This is a genomic window from Peribacillus cavernae, assembly GCF_003989135.1.
Taxonomy (GTDB): domain Bacteria; phylum Bacillota; class Bacilli; order Bacillales; family DSM-1321; genus Peribacillus; species Peribacillus cavernae.
Map to the genome: position 1 here is coordinate 1 of NZ_RYZZ01000055.1, position 15,839 is coordinate 15,839.

The window sequence follows — 15,839 nt, forward strand, 5'->3', positions numbered from 1 at the left end:
TCTTAAACCTTGATAATGGCTCATAAGTCTCGATCATCGCTCATAAATTTCTGTAATCGCTCATATAAACTAAATGGTTGTGATTCGGCAAAGGATTTTGTAATTCTGCCCAGGCATTTCTTCTTACACATTTCATTTATCTATAGAAAACGATCCATCGCTCATATAAACTAAATGGTTGGGATTCGGCAAAGGATTTTGTAATTCTGCCCAGGCATTTCTCCTTACACATTTCATTTATCTATAGAAAAGCTACCCGCCGCTCAGAAATTTGGCTAATCGCTCTTAAACCTTGATAATCGCTCATAAGTCTCGATCATCGCTCATAAATTTCTGTAATCGCTCATATAAGCTAATTGGTGGTGATCCGGCAAATACGAAAGAATTTCGTAGATTCATCCCAACTTTTTCTCAAGAGGTCAAAAATTCTTATACTTTTTCTGATAAATCGCCTTCGATTTTTCCGTATTTGCAAAATGAAGCTTCGTAAATTCATTCAGTACCGAAATCCCTTTTTCATGAATTAATCGGGCGCAAGCTTGATCGACAGCAGGGCCGGCTCCTTTTGGAATGATGAAACCGGCTTTTTCGCTTAATTTCTCAAAATGCTTTACAAATGCATATCTTGCCAGGATTGAAGCAGCTGCAACCGCAACGTGAATCCCTTCCGCTTTTGTGCTTAAATATACGGCTTCTGCCTGGAAGAGTTCCTGCCCTTTTAAATAGTTGAAGAAAACGTCAGGCTGGGCAAATTGGTCAATCAGTACAGCTTCAGGCTTTTCTGGTGCAATCTTGTTGATTACGTATTTTATAGCCTGATTATGAAGCAAGGCCTTCATCTTTCCCTGGGACATACCCTTTGACTGCATGGAATTATATTTTGGATTTTCGCAGGTCAGCAAGCTGTACGGAACGATATGCTTGATCTGGGAAGCAATTCCGGCAATCTGCTTATCGTTCAGGTTCTTGGAATCCTTTACACCGAGTTCCTTCAGTAAAGGAATGTGTTCTCTTTTTGCATAAACGGCGACGACCGTCATCGGACCAAAATAATCCCCGGTCCCCACTTCATCGGAGCCGACGATCGATAGTTCTCCAATATTAGCCGGGGGTGAATATCGGTGTGTTTTAACTGACGAAGCCTTTGCTGCCGTTTTTTTAGCAGGAGTTGTTGGAGCCGTAGCACCGTGGGACCATTTTCCGGCTTCTGTTTCGGAAGCAGCTCCCTGAAACAGCACTTTCCCCGATTGATAGGCGGTGATTGTACAATTTGCCGGTTTTGCGGCAAATATCCCTCCAGGTGGAGTCTTTTCGGCCAAATGGGCAGCATAATATTTCTTCATTTCTGCAATTTTTCCAGGATTAAGAACTAAAATGACGTTGGACATAAAGGGCAAAACTCCTCACTTAATTATCGCGTTTTCCGGAATTTGAAAAAAAAAGGATAGTCGGCCATGAAATGATATCCTCTTACTTTCATGACGAAAAGGTTCATGTTATGATATAGATTAGGATTCTTTAGATTGGGGGCATATCATCTTGTCAGGCGATAACAAAAACAAAATTACAGTAGATATATATGGACAACAATATACCATCGTGGGTGATGAAAGCTCCAGCCATATCCGCCTTGTCGCATCCATGGTTGATGATAAAATGAGAGAAATCAGCTCCAAGAATCCGCAATTGGATACCAGCAAGCTGGCTGTTCTGACAGCAGTGAATGCTATACATGATTATCTGAAAGTAAAAGACGAAAAAGACCTGCTTGAACTTGAATTAAAGAATACAAAGGACTGAGTACATGCTTGATTTGGCAATTGTCGCCATCCTTTTGATCGGGTTTCTGATCGGATTAAGGCGAGGCTTCATTCTTCAATTGATTCACCTTACCGGCTTTGTTGTGGCATTCATTGCCGCTTATGTATATTATGATGAGCTGGCCCCAAAGCTGAAGCTGTGGATCCCATATCCATCCTTCGGCGATTCTTCAGCCATCAAACTCTTTTTTGATGGTAGCGGCCTGGAGATGGCCTACTATAATGCCATCGCATTCGCGATTATTTTCTTCGCCGTGAAGATTATCTGGCAGATGATTGGTTCCATGCTCGACTTCATTGCCCATTTGCCGATATTAAAACAGCTTAATCGGTGGGGCGGAGGCATTCTGGGTTTCCTGGAAGTCTATCTTATCATGTTTATTGTATTATACATAGCTGCGCTTTTGCCAGTTGAATCGATTCAAGGACCGATGAACCGTTCGTTCCTGGCAGAAGGAATCGTTAAAAACACACCTTTCTTATCAGATAAGATAAAAGAATGGTGGTTCCAGTATATGGATTCCTGAGTTTGTAGGACGCGGGGTCACTCTCTATTTTCTTATTATCCGGCGAAGGCTGTTAGTGCCGGTTAAGATAGAGGGCGGCCCTGTTTTTAACATAGATAAAATAAATATTAAAGTAGCAGGTGAGCATAATGTCTGTAAATAAAAAAGATATCATTAGATTGCTTGAACGGATTGCTGTATATATGGAATTGAAGGGTGAGAACCCGTTTAAGGTTTCGGCCTTTCGAAAGGCAGCCGCAGCGCTGGAAACAGACGATAGAAGCCTATCAGCCATCAATGATTTTACCGCTTTAAATGGAATCGGCAAAGGTACGGCGGCGGTCATTGAAGAATATGTCAATGACGGGAAATCCACTGTTCTCGAGGAACTGCAGGAAGAAGTGCCGAAAGGGCTGGTACCGCTTCTGCAGCTGCAAGGCCTGGGCGGAAAGAAGATTGCAAAGCTTCATAAAGAACTGTTTATAAACGATGTACACGATTTAAGGCTTGCCTGTGAAGAAGGAAAGGTCAGAGACCTTGCGGGATTCGGCAAGAAAACGGAAGAGAAGATCCTTGCTGCGATTGAAGAAGCAGGATCGAGGCCTGACAGGCTCCCGCTTGCATTCATGATGCCGATCGCTGCTGATATTGAGGCACAGCTTGAAAATATGGACGATATTATTCGCTGCTCGCGGGCGGGAAGCATCCGCCGCATGAAAGAGACGATAAAGGATCTCGATTTTATCATATCTACGAACAGCCCGGCTTCAGTAAAGGAGCAGCTGCTCGCGCTGCCTAATGTAAAACAGGTCATCGCCGCCGGAGATACGAAAGTGTCTGTAACTCTCGGGCTTCAATACGAAGTATCCGTTGATTTTCGAATTGTTGAAGATAAAGAGTTTATCACGACACTTCACCATTTCACCGGCTCCAAGGACCACAATGTCCGAATGCGCCAGCTCGCCAAGGAGAAAGGTGAAAAAATCAGCGAATATGGTGTGGAGGCCGCTGAAACGGGCGAAGTGCTTACATTCGCTCAAGAAGAGGAATTCTTTGCCCATTTCGGTCTCCCGTTTATCCCTCCTGAAGTGCGTGAGGATGGCACAGAAGTAGAGCAATTTACAGAAGCCGGGAAATTGGTTTCCTTATCAGATATCCAGGGAGATTTGCATATGCATACGACATGGAGTGATGGTGCGTATACAATTGAAGAAATGATCGATGCCTGCAGGGCAAAAGGTTATAAATACATGGCTATCACCGATCACTCCCGATACTTAAAGGTAGCAAACGGACTTACTGCCGAGAGATTGCGTGAACAAAAGGACATCATTCATAAGCTTAATCAAAAGTATGACGATATCACAATCTTGTCTGGAATAGAGATGGATATCCTTCCTGATGGTACGCTCGATTATGATGATGAATTGCTGGCTGAACTGGACATTGTGATCGCTTCGATCCACTCCAGCTTTTCTCAACCGAAGGAAACAATCATGAATCGGTTAAAAAAGGCTTTAAAAAACCCGAATGTCGATATTATTGCCCATCCGACGGGAAGGATAATTGGAAGGCGATCCGGATATGATGTCGATATCGATATGCTGATCGAGCTTGCAAAGGAAACAAATACGGCGCTGGAGCTGAACGCCAACCCAAACCGACTGGACTTGGCCGCTCCTCACTTGCGGAAAGCACAGGAAGCCGGTGTAACAATTGTGATAAATACGGATGCCCATAGCATTGAAATGCTTGAACATATGAAGGTAGGTGCCTCTGCTGCAAAAAAAGCCTGGATTAAGAAGGATACCGTCTTAAATGCTAAAGACACCGGCGGCTTGTTTGCTTTCCTAAAGAGAAACGATTATTGACTACATTAGCTATAGTAGGAGGATCTTAACTCCATGCATGATAAAGTGTTAAGAACATTAGAATTTAATAAAATAAGAGAACATCTTTTAGCTTTTACATCCTCCGAGCTCGGTAAGGAGAAGGCGGGGGAATTAAAGCCGTCTTCTGACTTTGAAGAGATTGTCAAATGGCAGGAAGAAACAGATGAAGCGGCAAATGTCATCCGCTTAAAAGGGAATGTACCGCTTGGGGGAATTTTTGATATTCGTCCCCATGCAAAAAGAGCACAAATTGGCGGGATGTTAAGTCCTCAGGAATTGATGGAAGTCGCGAGTACGATTCGCGCCGGACGGATTTTAACCCGTTTTTTTGAAGAGTTGATCGAGGAAGAGCACCGTTTTGAGATGATCAATCAATATATAAGCGATCTTGCCCCGCTCCAGGAATTACAGCAAACGATTACCTATGCGATTGGTGATCATGGCGAGGTTCTCGATTCCGCAAGTGAGAAGCTGAGGACGTTACGCAATCAGCTAAGAACGAATGAAGCAAGAGTTCGCGAGAAATTAGAAAGCATGATCCGTTCCTCGAATGCCCAGAAAATGCTTTCTGATGCCATCATTACGATCCGGAATGACCGCTTTGTCATCCCTGTCAAACAGGAATACCGAAGTGCCTATGGCGGTATTATCCATGATCAATCCTCATCAGGGCAAACGTTATTCATTGAGCCGCAGGTCATCGTCCAGCTGAACAATGTCCTCCAGGAAACGAGAGTGAAGGAACAGCAGGAAATCGAGCGGATTCTAGTAGAATTATCTGCAGCGGCCGGTGGACATACCTATGAGCTTTTGCAAAATGTAAAAATACTCGCACAGGTGGATTTCATTTTTGCAAAAGCGAGATACGCGAAAGAAATCAAGGCTTCAAAGCCTGCCATGAATCATGAAGGCAGAGTGAAGCTTCTCAAAGCGAAACATCCGCTGATTCCGGTGAAGGAAGTTGTCCCGAACGATATTTATCTTGGCGGGGATTTCACGACGATTGTCATAACCGGGCCTAACACGGGCGGTAAAACGGTTGCGCTAAAAACGATCGGGCTTTGTACATTAATGGCGCAGGCCGGTCTCCAAATTCCGGCATTGGATGGATCGGAAACTGCCGTTTTTCGATCAGTTTTTGCCGATATCGGTGATGAGCAATCGATTGAGCAGAGCCTAAGTACTTTCTCCTCGCATATGGTGAATATCGTGGAAATACTGAAGCAGGTCGATCAGGAAAGCCTTGTCCTGTTTGATGAATTAGGTGCCGGAACTGATCCCCAGGAAGGGGCGGCGCTGGCTATTTCCATTCTCGATGAAGTATACAGCCGGGGAGCAAGGGTCATTGCGACCACCCATTACCCTGAACTAAAAGCCTATGGATATGACCGTGACGGGGTCATTAATGCCAGTGTTGAATTTGATGTGGAATCACTGCGGCCAACCTATAAATTACTAATCGGTGTCCCGGGACGGAGCAATGCGTTTGAGATTTCCAAACGGCTCGGCCTGAACGAGTCCGTCATCGAAAATGCGCGCAGCCATGTTGGCGCAGAGACGAATAAAGTAGAAAATATGATTGCTTCTTTGGAAGAAAGCAGACGCCAGGCTGAACGTGACAGAGAAGCGGCCGCCGATTATGTAAAGCAATCAGAAAAACTTCACAAAGATCTTCAAAAGCAAATTATGGAATACCATCAAGAAAGAGATACATTGATGGAGAAAGCTGTCGATAAAGCAGCTAAGCTTGTCGAGAAAGCGAAGGAAGAAGCAGAAGAAGTCATTTCTGATTTGCGTAAGATGCGCATTGAGAAAAACGCTGAGATAAAAGAACACGAATTGATCGAGGCCAGAAGCCGGTTGGAGAAATCAGCTCCTCCGGTGAAGAAACCGAAGAAGAGCCAAATGGGAACGACAGAACGCACGTTAAAACCGGGAGACGAAGTGAAAGTGACTTCTTTCGACCAAAAGGGCCATTTAATAGAGAAGGTTTCCAATGACGAATGGCAGGTTCAGATGGGGATCTTGAAGATGAAAGTGAAGGAATCCGATTTACAATTCTCTGGCAGCCCGAAGGAAAAAGAAGTCAAGCATATCGCTGCAGTCAGGGGCAGGGATTTTCATGTTAATCTTGAGCTTGATCTGCGTGGCGAACGTTTTGAAAATGCCCTTTCACGAGTCGAGAAATACATCGATGATGCCTTGCTAGCCGCTTATCCCCGCGTATCAATTATCCACGGGAAAGGAACCGGGGCCTTAAGGCAGGGCGTTCAAGACTATTTGAAAAATCACCGGGCAGTCAAACGGGTGCGGTTCGGTGAAGCCAGTGAAGGTGGAACAGGCGTAACAATTGTCGAATTCAAATAACGGAACAGGTCTCGGAGGCCAATAATCATGGGATACTTTTGGGAAAATGAGTATGTTTATATCGCTGCATATTACAGTGTTGTCATTTTATGCATTTTTGTATTTTTAGCGGTTTTCGAACTGGTGACGAAATATAAAAATTGGCAGGAAATCAAAAATGGAAATCTGTCAGTCGCCATGGCAACCGGTGGCAAAATTTTTGGGATATCCAATGTATTCCGCCACTCGATTCTCCAGCATGATTCTTTATTAACGATGATTGGCTGGGGGGTATATGGATTCTTCCTGTTGCTGGCCGGATATTTTTTGTTTGAATTTTTAACTCCCGGATTCAAAATTGACGAAGAGATCGAAAATGACAATCGGGCTGTAGGATTGATATCGATGATTATTTCCATCGGGTTATCCTATGTAATTGGTGCAGGCATCTCGTAAGCCTGAATATAAAGGGGCGAATTTTTTGGAAAAACTCGCGAAAGTCTTGCTGGTTTTATGCGGCGCTTTTATGCTGTTTGGAATAATATATTTGGCTTTTTTTTAACCCGTGCAGGACAGCTGGCTTTCGTTGCCGGCTGTTTTTTTACTGTAAAGGAAACTATAGATTGAATTTTATGTGGATAACTTAATTTTGATTATCTGCATCCAGCTCCAGCGCCTAGCCCCGACGCACAGGACGTGCTAGTGCCGACGAAGACATAAGGACGTGGCAATTTTAGTCGGCCTCGAGGTCATAAGCCAATCATCTGATGGGGAGAAAACCGCTCCCCATACAGCTGCTCGTCTTATGCTTGTCGGACTTGCACAGGATGTGCTGACGTCGACGTTCGCCACAGGACGTGGCGGATGTTAGTCGACGTTCCTTTTAGGCGCTTGCGCTTTTGTTCTGCGACGGGCAGTAGCACAGTGCGTGGATTGTTTCCACTGAAAAAACTAAAAAATTAGACCTATTCAAAGGTGAATACACTGAAGATGAAATGAATAAACTTGACAGTATAGTTGCTGAAAGTCTTACTGTAAAAAGTAGAAGAATAGTTCTAAGAGTGGTAAAGTTGTTTTTTGAGTGGTGTTAACTGTGCGTGTAGTTAGATATACTTGTTCACGGCGCTCAGCCCTTTTCTTGATATCCGACAATTGTCACAAAAGGTTTAATATATTATAATAAGTGAGAATAGTTGGAATTTTTAAATTAAGTAATCAAAAGGGAGAGATAAAATGAGTAAGAAGCCATGGCTTGAATTGTATCCGTCACACATTCCGTCAGCATTATCCTATGAAGAAAAATCTTTACAGTCTTTTTTAAAAGACTCGGCCCGGGAGTTTCCCGACGAGGTTTCGATTCACTTTATGGGAAAGGAAATTACCTTTAAAGAAGTATATGAGACATCACTTAAATTTGCGGCCTACATGAAAAAGCTTGGGATAAAAAAAGGCGACAGGGTCGCAATCATGCTACCGAATATACCACCGGCTGTCATTACTTATTTCGGTATCCTGATGGCTGGCGGAACCGTTGTCCAGACAAATCCGACGTACACGGAACGCGAGCTTGAATACCAGATGAAGGACTCAGGTGCCAAAGCGATTGTTACAATGGATATTTTATTTCCGAGGGTGTCGAATGTTGCTCCATCTACGAACATTGAACACATTATTGTAACTGCTATCAAGGATTATCTTCCATTTCCTAAAAACCTCATCTATCCGTATATCCAGAAAAAGGAGTATGGACTTGTCGTTAACGTTGAACATGCCGGCAACAACCACTTATTGAAAGAAATTTTGAAAAGCGGTGTTCCTGAAGAAATCAATGAATCCGTTGACATTGAAAATGATCTGGCACTGCTGCAATATACAGGAGGGACCACCGGATTTCCTAAAGGTGTCATGCTGACCCATAAGAATCTCCTCGCGAATGCAAAAATGAGTGAAGCCTGGCTCTATAAGAATAAAAGAGGAGAGGCGAGCGTCCTTGGAATTCTGCCGTTCTTCCATGTGTATGGGATGACAACGGTCATGATATCTTCCATTCTTCAAGCGCATAAAATGATTCTATTGCCAAAGTTCGATGCAACAACTACCCTGAAAACGATTCAAAAACAGCGTCCGACCATGTTCCCGGGGGCCCCGACGATTTATATCGCCCTGTTGAACCATCCCGATCTGGCCAAATATAATTTATCATCAATTGATGCCTGTGTCAGCGGATCCGCGCCGCTTCCAGTTGAGATTCAGGAACGATTTGAAAAGGTTACCGGAGGGAAGTTGGTGGAAGGGTATGGGCTTTCGGAAACATCCCCTGTAACGCACGCTAATTTTGTCTGGGATGAGCCGCGTGTGAAAGGAAGCATCGGGGTGCCATGGCCTGACACTGAGGCAGCGATTTTGTCACTGGAGACCGGGGAACCGATGGAACCTGACGAAATCGGGGAAATCGCCATAAAAGGGCCTCAAGTCATGAAGGGATATTGGAACAGGCCTGAAGAAACAGAACAGACCTTTAAAAATGGCTGGCTGTTAACCGGTGATCTTGGATATATGGATGAAAAAGGATTCTTCTTTGTAATAGACCGTAAAAAGGATACCATCATAGCGGGAGGATTCAATATTTATCCACGGGAAATTGAAGAAGTGCTCTATGAGCATGAAGCTGTTCAGGAGCTTGTTGTAGTAGGGGTCCCGGATCAGTACCGGGGCGAAACGGTCAAGGCTTATATTGTCCTGAAGGAAGGTGCAGCTGTCACGGAAGAAGAGCTAAATGAATTTGCCAGAAAGCATCTCGCTTCCTATAAGGTTCCACGTAAATATGAGTTCAGGAAGGAACTCCCCAAAACAACAGTAGGAAAAATCTTGCGAAGGGCCCTTGTGGAGGAAGAAACAAAGAAAATATCAGATGATGTCAAGCAGGCTTAGCTTGTTTGTTAAATAAGAAGGACTCCTTATTTTTTTAATCGGAAACTGGACAAGCAACAGGTTTTGGCAATAAAATAGGTGTATACTCTTAAAAGATATTTTCAGTTATTGTTTGGATAGTTTCTTCTTGACATCATAGGGACGTTATTCTATCATGAGGATATGAATGATGATTCATTCATTTTCTCTGAAAGGGGAAGTCCGGTGAACAGAAACAGGCCAAAGTACAAGCAAATCATTGATGCAGCCGTAATTGCGATTGCTGAAAACGGCTATCATCAAGCTCAGGTTTCCAAGATTGCCAAGCAAGCCGGTGTCGCTGACGGGACCATTTACCTTTATTTTAAAAACAAAGAAGATATTTTAATATCATTATTTCATGAGAAAATGGGATTTCTTGTTGAACAAATTGAAGAAGAAATGAAAGGAAAACCGAGTGCAGCGGAGAAACTGTTAGTATTGATCAAAAAACATTTTCAAATTCTTTCAGATGACCATCATCTAGCGATTGTTACCCAGCTTGAATTGCGGCAGTCCAATAAAGAATTGCGGCTGCGGATTAATGGTGTTTTGCGGGGGTATCTAAGCCTGGTTGACCAGATTATCAACGAAGGCAAGGAAAATGGTGAGTTTTCCGAAGATCTTAATAACAGGCTGGCAAGACAGATGATTTTTGGTACAATAGATGAGACCGCTACAACATGGGTGATGAATGACCAGAAGTATTCATTGCCAGACCTGGCTGATTCCGTGCATCAGCTTTTGATAGGCGGCTGCGGCAGCAAAAAGTAATGTTGGTAAGGGATTAGTGCATCCCTCCAAATACATTCCGCTACATAGCAAGACGCTTTTTCAATTTAGGAAAGTATTAACTTTTTTAATTTCAAAAGGTGTCTAGCTCCAGCACCTAGCCCCTCGGGGTCATAAGCCATCTCCCTACAGAAGGCAAAAAGCGCCTTCTTTCGGGATTTGTCTTATGCCTGTCGGGGCTGAACAAGGCGCTTACGCTTTTAATTTAAGGAGGGTGACTTATGGAATTCTTAAGCTATTCAACCGAAAATGGGGTTGCTTTTGTTACCATTCAAAGACCACCTGCAAATGCTCTCTCTTCAGCGATTTTAAAAGAACTGTCCAATTTGTTTGATGAAATGAAATCGAATGAAGAAATCAGGGTAGTTTTGCTTCATGGTGAAGGCAGATTCTTTTCCGCGGGAGCGGATATAAAAGAATTCACGACAATTAACAGCGGTGAGGGTTTTTCAAATCTTGCGACAGATGGCCAGGATATTCTTGAGAAGATTGAAACATACCCAAAACCGGTAATTGCGGCCATCCATGGTGCAGCATTGGGGGGCGGACTGGAGCTTGCAATGTCCTGCCATATCCGGCTTGTAAGTGAAAAGGCAAAGCTTGGCCTGCCTGAATTGCAGCTTGGGATTGTACCTGGTTTTGCAGGAACACAACGTCTGCCCCGTTATGTAGGTACTGCCAAAGCAGCTGAAATGATGTTTACAAGTGAACCTATTACGGGTATAGAGGCTGCAGAATATGGCCTCGCCAACCATGCTTACGCTGAGGAAGACTTAATGCCCAAGGCAAAGGAACTGGCGTTTAAGGTCGCAAAGAAAAGCCCGATTGCTCTTAAAGCGGCAATCGAACTGTTAAACTATTCAAAGCATGAAAATTACTATAAAGGCGTAAAGAAAGAAGCCGATTGGTTTGGACATGTCTTTGTATCTAATGATGCAAAAGAAGGCATAAGTGCTTTCATTGAAAAAAGAGAACCGGTTTTTAAAGGAAAATAACCCTTCCTTTTTACCAAATCATAAACGGATTGCTGTGCGTCCTGAATCTTCGGAATTGCCAAATGCATTCTTTTATTGTAAATTATCATAATCTTCAAAACCTAAATATACTGGGAGGGATTATCGTGAATATTTATGTACTACTGAAAAGAACCTTTGATACAGAAGAAAAAATTACGCTTTCAAATGGCAAAATCAATGAAGATGGAGCAGAGTTTATCATCAATCCCTACGATGAGTATGCCGTAGAAGAAGCAATCCAGGTACGCGACGCCCAGGGCGGGGAAGTTACCGTCGTCTCTGTTGGTACTGAAGAAGCAGAGAAGCAGCTTCGCACAGCACTTGCAATGGGGGCTGACAAAGCAGTCCTGATCAATACAGAAGATGATATCGAGAATGGCGATCAATTTACAACTGCCAAAGTGCTGGCAGAATATTTAAAAGATAAACAAGCGGACCTGATTCTTGGAGGTAACGTTGCAATTGACGGCGGTTCCGGACAAGTAGGCCCGCGTGTTGCGGAAATCTTGGATATTCCTTATATCACAACGATTACTAAGCTTGAAATCGACGGTAAAAATGTAAGCGTTACACGTGATGTTGAAGGGGATTCCGAAGTGATTGAAACATCCCTTCCACTGCTAGTGACAGCCCAGCAAGGCTTGAACGAGCCGCGCTATCCTTCTTTACCGGGAATCATGAAAGCGAAGAAGAAGCCGCTTGAAGAGTTGGAACTGGATGACTTAGATCTTGAAGAAGATGATGTAGAAGCTAAGACAAAAACGATTGAAATTTTTCTTCCTCCAAAAAAAGAAGCAGGAAAAGTACTCAGCGGCGAAATCAACGAGCAAGTAACCGAACTGGTGCAATTACTTCGCACAGAAGCAAAAGTGATTTAATTTACGGTGGAAACTAAAAGGGCTGGTATCGAAAAACAACACTTGTATATAAACGATATCCAAAAATAGAGTGCAGGGGGTTTTTAAAATGGCTAGAAAAGTTCTCGTATTGGGAGAGGTACGTGACGGAACGCTCAGAAACGTATCATTTGAAGCGATTGGAGCAGCATCACTAGCCGCTGAAGGCGGAGAGGTAATCGGTGTCCTGATTGGAGAAAATGTCAGTTCATTTGGAAATGAATTGATTCAATATGGTGCTGACCGCGTAATCACGGTGGAAGATGAAAAATTAAAGCAATATACGTCCGACGGCTTTACTCAAGGCTTGCTTGCAGTCATTGACCAGGAAAAACCAGAAGGCATTTTCTTCGGCCATACAGCACTGGGGAAAGACCTTGCCCCGAGAATTGCAGGCAAATTAAACTCCGGCCTGATATCCGATGTTACTGCAATTGATGAAGCTGGCGGAAACTTAGTGTTTATTCGTCCGATCTATTCCGGGAAAGCATTTGAAAAGAAAATTGTAGCAGACGGCCTTATTTTCGCGACGATTCGTCCAAATAACATTGAACCGCTTTCAAAAGATGATTCCCGCACAGGCGAAGTTTCCTCACTATCCGTGGAAATCAAAGATCTGCGTGCGATTATAAAAGACGTAGTCCGCAAAGCAAGCGAAGGGGTAGACCTTTCGGAAGCGAAAGTAATCGTAGCAGGCGGACGCGGAGTGAAGAGCGAGGAAGGTTTTGACCCATTAAATGAGCTTGCCAAGGTTCTGGGCGGTGCTGTAGGCGCTTCTCGTGGTGCATGTGATGCCGACTACTGCGATTATTCCCTGCAAATCGGCCAGACAGGAAAAGTTGTTACTCCTGACCTTTATATTGCTTGCGGCATTTCCGGGGCGATCCAGCATTTAGCCGGGATGTCAAACTCCAAAGTAATTGTTGCAATTAACAAAGATCCAGAAGCCAACATCTTTAAAGTTGCCGACTACGGAATTGTGGGCGACCTGTTTGAAGTCGTGCCGATGCTGACTGAAGAATTCAAGAAGCTTAAAGTAAACGCATAAATAGAAAAGCGCAACCTTTTAATGAAGGCATTTGCCATTTGGCGAATGCCTTCGTTTATGGGGCGGGGTCTGTTTTCAGAAACGAATATTTGTTTTCATTTCGGGTATGTTAGCAGTGAAGCAAAAAAATAGCGCGATTTCAGATAACAATGATATACTTTGTGTAGTTTCAAACCTAGTACTTTTTAAGGAGGCTAATATTATGTCTATTGTACATGCTACCGATCAATCCTTTAATACGGAAACAAGCGAGGGCCTTATTCTTGCAGATTTCTGGGCTCCATGGTGCGGTCCTTGTAAAATGATTGCTCCGGTCCTTGAGGAACTTGACTCTGAAATGAGCGATAAAGTAAAAATCGTGAAAGTTGATGTTGACGAAAACCAGGAAACAGCTGGAAGATTCGGCGTCATGAGCATCCCGACACTCCTTCTTATAAAAGACGGTGAAGTAGTCGATAAAGTGGTTGGCTTCCAGCCAAAAGAGGCTCTTGCTGAATTAGTTTCAAAACACGCTTAATGCGATTCCCAGGAAAGCTTCAAGCCACCGGCTTGAAGCTTTTTTGTTGTTCTTTCAGAAAAGGTAGTGAAGAAACGGAAAACTACGATGTAAGAAGCAGCAATTTATCGAAAGCTCAAATGCGTCATTTGTGCGTTTTTATAGTATATTTGTGAAGAGCCCTTTAAAATAGCTCGCTGAAACAGATTACATTTTTTTAAAAAAATAGATAATGAAGCCGGTTAAAGAGAGGAGGAAGTACATGAATCAGCATATCAAAGATAAATTGGCGCTGCTGCCTGACCATCCTGGCTGTTATTTGATGAAGGATCGCCAGGGGACGATTATTTATGTCGGAAAAGCAAAGATTTTAAAAAATCGGGTAAGGTCCTATTTCACAGGTTCGCACGATGTAAAGACATTTAGGCTTGTAAATGAGATAGAGGACTTTGAATATATTGTCACTTCATCCGATATGGAAGCACTGATACTTGAGCTTAATCTGATCAAGAAGCATGATCCGAAGTATAATGTCATGCTCAAGGACGATAAAACCTATCCGTTCATCAAGCTTACGGCCGAGCGGCATCCACGCCTGATCACGACCAGGAAAGTGAAAAAAGACCGCGGCAAGTACTTTGGCCCATATCCGAACGCCATGGCAGCCAACGAAACGAAAAAGCTTCTGGACCGGATTTACCCATTGAGAAAATGCAATACCCTTCCCGACCGGGTTTGTCTCTACTACCATCTGGGGCAATGCCTCGCACCCTGTGTATATGGTGTCGATGAACAGGAATATAAAAAAATCACCGATGAAATTACCCGTTTTCTTAACGGCGGCTATCAAGATGTAAAAAAAGAACTGACGGAGAAAATGCAGGCCGCCGCTGAAGAGTTGGACTTTGAAAGGGCAAAGGAATTCCGGGACAAGATCACCCATATTGAAGTCACGATGGAAAAGCAAAAAATGACATCCAATGATTTTACGGACCGAGATGTGTTCGGCTACGCGTTTGATAAGGGTTGGATGTGTGTACAGGTCTTTTTTATCAGGCAGGGCAAGTTGATTGAACGCGATGTCTCGATGTTCCCGATCTATGATGAACCGGAACAGGAGCTCCTTACGTATTTAGGGCAATTTTATTCAAAGGTCAATCACTTCAAGCCGAAAGAAATCCTTCTTCCGGAATCGATTGATACCGGGCTCGCTGAAGGGTTGCTGCAGGTGAGAATACTGCATCCGAAAAGAGGCCAGAAGAAGGAGCTGCTAAAGCTGGCGAATAAAAATGCCAAAATCGCACTCCAGGAAAAGTTTTCGCTTATCGACCGCGATGAAGAGCGGTCGATCAAGGCTGTCGAGAACCTTGGGAAGCAGATTGGAATCTATACGCCCCACCGAATCGAAACGTTTGATAATTCCAACATCCAGGGAACGAACCCGGTATCTGCCCTTGTCGTATTCATCGATGGAAAGCCGGAAAAGAAAGAGTATCGTAAATATAAAATAAAATCTGTGCAGGGTCCAGATGATTACGAATCGATGCGCGAGGTCGTCAGGAGAAGGTATACCCGGGTATTAAAGGAAGGTCTACCGCTGCCGGATCTGATTGTCATTGACGGAGGAAAAGGCCATGTGGAAGGAGTCCGCGATATCCTCGAAAATGAGCTCGGGCTCGACATTCCGCTGGCAGGGCTGGTGAAGGACGATAAACACCGGACATCACAGCTGATAATCGGCAATCCGCTTGAAATCGTTCCGCTTGACAGGACAAGCCAGGAGTTTTATTTGCTGCAAAGAATCCAGGATGAAGTGCACCGTTTTGCGATTACCTTTCATCGGCAAATCCGTGGCAAGACCGCGTTCCAATCGTTGCTGGATGATATTGATGGTGTAGGGGAAAAACGACGAAAACAATTGCTGAGGCATTTTGGTTCTGTCAAAAAAATAAAAGAGGCCGGTGTCGAAGAAATCATTCAGGCAGGCATGCCAAAGGTGCTTGCAGAAGAAATCGCCAGGAGATTGCAAGAATAATGTTGCCATCATTTAGTATTCTGTGCTATAATTAATACTAAAT

The 15,839-nt window shown here is 43.7% G+C and carries 14 protein-coding genes; 13 read left to right on the forward strand and 1 reads right to left on the reverse strand.

What is annotated here, in order from left to right; all coding sequences use genetic code 11:
- Positions 1-419: 419 nt before the first annotated feature.
- Positions 420-1,388: a ribonuclease HIII gene (gene rnhC, locus ELQ35_RS22005; RefSeq protein WP_126867317.1), complete on the reverse strand. Its 969-nt coding sequence runs from the start codon at positions 1,386-1,388 to the stop codon at positions 420-422.
- Between the two features lie 151 nt (positions 1,389-1,539).
- Between rnhC and zapA the strand changes: the two genes are divergently transcribed.
- From zapA to uvrC, 13 genes are all read left to right on the forward strand, one after another.
- Entirely contained in the window at positions 1,540-1,800 is a 261-nt protein-coding gene (zapA, locus tag ELQ35_RS22010; protein ID WP_126867318.1) for a cell division protein ZapA, read from the forward strand.
- Positions 1,801-1,804: 4 nt separating this feature from the next.
- A complete protein-coding gene (locus tag ELQ35_RS22015; protein ID WP_126867319.1) occupies positions 1,805-2,347 on the forward strand; it encodes a CvpA family protein in 543 nt (180 codons plus the stop codon).
- A 128-nt stretch (positions 2,348-2,475) separates the two neighbouring features.
- Positions 2,476-4,197 (forward strand): DNA polymerase/3'-5' exonuclease PolX, encoded by a 1,722-nt coding sequence (gene polX, locus ELQ35_RS22020; RefSeq protein ID WP_126867320.1) that lies wholly within the window; start codon positions 2,476-2,478, stop codon positions 4,195-4,197.
- 33 nt (positions 4,198-4,230) lie between these two features.
- Complete coding sequence (locus ELQ35_RS22025) at positions 4,231-6,585, forward strand: endonuclease MutS2 (protein WP_126867321.1); 2,355 nt, start codon at positions 4,231-4,233, stop codon at positions 6,583-6,585.
- A gap of 27 nt (positions 6,586-6,612) precedes the next feature.
- Positions 6,613-7,020: a DUF350 domain-containing protein gene (locus ELQ35_RS22030; RefSeq protein ID WP_126867322.1), complete on the forward strand. Its 408-nt coding sequence runs from the start codon at positions 6,613-6,615 to the stop codon at positions 7,018-7,020.
- Between the two features lie 268 nt (positions 7,021-7,288).
- The gene (locus ELQ35_RS22775; protein WP_185861867.1) at positions 7,289-7,435 is read left to right on the forward strand and encodes a hypothetical protein; all 147 of its coding nucleotides are present in this window, start codon (positions 7,289-7,291) and stop codon (positions 7,433-7,435) included.
- 362 nt (positions 7,436-7,797) lie between these two features.
- Positions 7,798-9,495, forward strand: a complete 1,698-nt coding sequence (locus tag ELQ35_RS22035; RefSeq protein ID WP_126867323.1) for an AMP-binding protein — start codon at positions 7,798-7,800, stop codon at positions 9,493-9,495.
- 204 nt (positions 9,496-9,699) lie between these two features.
- Positions 9,700-10,287: a fatty acid metabolism transcriptional regulator FadR gene (locus ELQ35_RS22040; RefSeq protein ID WP_126867324.1), complete on the forward strand. Its 588-nt coding sequence runs from the start codon at positions 9,700-9,702 to the stop codon at positions 10,285-10,287.
- 239 nt (positions 10,288-10,526) lie between these two features.
- Positions 10,527-11,300 carry an enoyl-CoA hydratase gene (locus tag ELQ35_RS22045; RefSeq protein WP_126867325.1) on the forward strand — a complete coding sequence of 258 codons (774 nt, stop codon included), beginning with the start codon at positions 10,527-10,529 and terminating at the stop codon, positions 11,298-11,300.
- A 125-nt stretch (positions 11,301-11,425) separates the two neighbouring features.
- Entirely contained in the window at positions 11,426-12,199 is a 774-nt protein-coding gene (locus ELQ35_RS22050) for an electron transfer flavoprotein subunit beta/FixA family protein (RefSeq protein WP_126867326.1), read from the forward strand.
- 88 nt (positions 12,200-12,287) lie between these two features.
- On the forward strand, positions 12,288-13,265 hold the full coding sequence (locus ELQ35_RS22055) for an electron transfer flavoprotein subunit alpha/FixB family protein (RefSeq protein ID WP_126867327.1): 978 nt from the start codon (positions 12,288-12,290) through the stop codon (positions 13,263-13,265).
- 202 nt (positions 13,266-13,467) lie between these two features.
- Entirely contained in the window at positions 13,468-13,782 is a 315-nt protein-coding gene (gene trxA, locus ELQ35_RS22060) for a thioredoxin (protein WP_126867328.1), read from the forward strand.
- A 241-nt stretch (positions 13,783-14,023) separates the two neighbouring features.
- A complete protein-coding gene (gene uvrC / locus ELQ35_RS22065; protein ID WP_221884998.1) occupies positions 14,024-15,796 on the forward strand; it encodes an excinuclease ABC subunit UvrC in 1,773 nt (590 codons plus the stop codon).
- Positions 15,797-15,839: the final 43 nt, after the last annotated feature.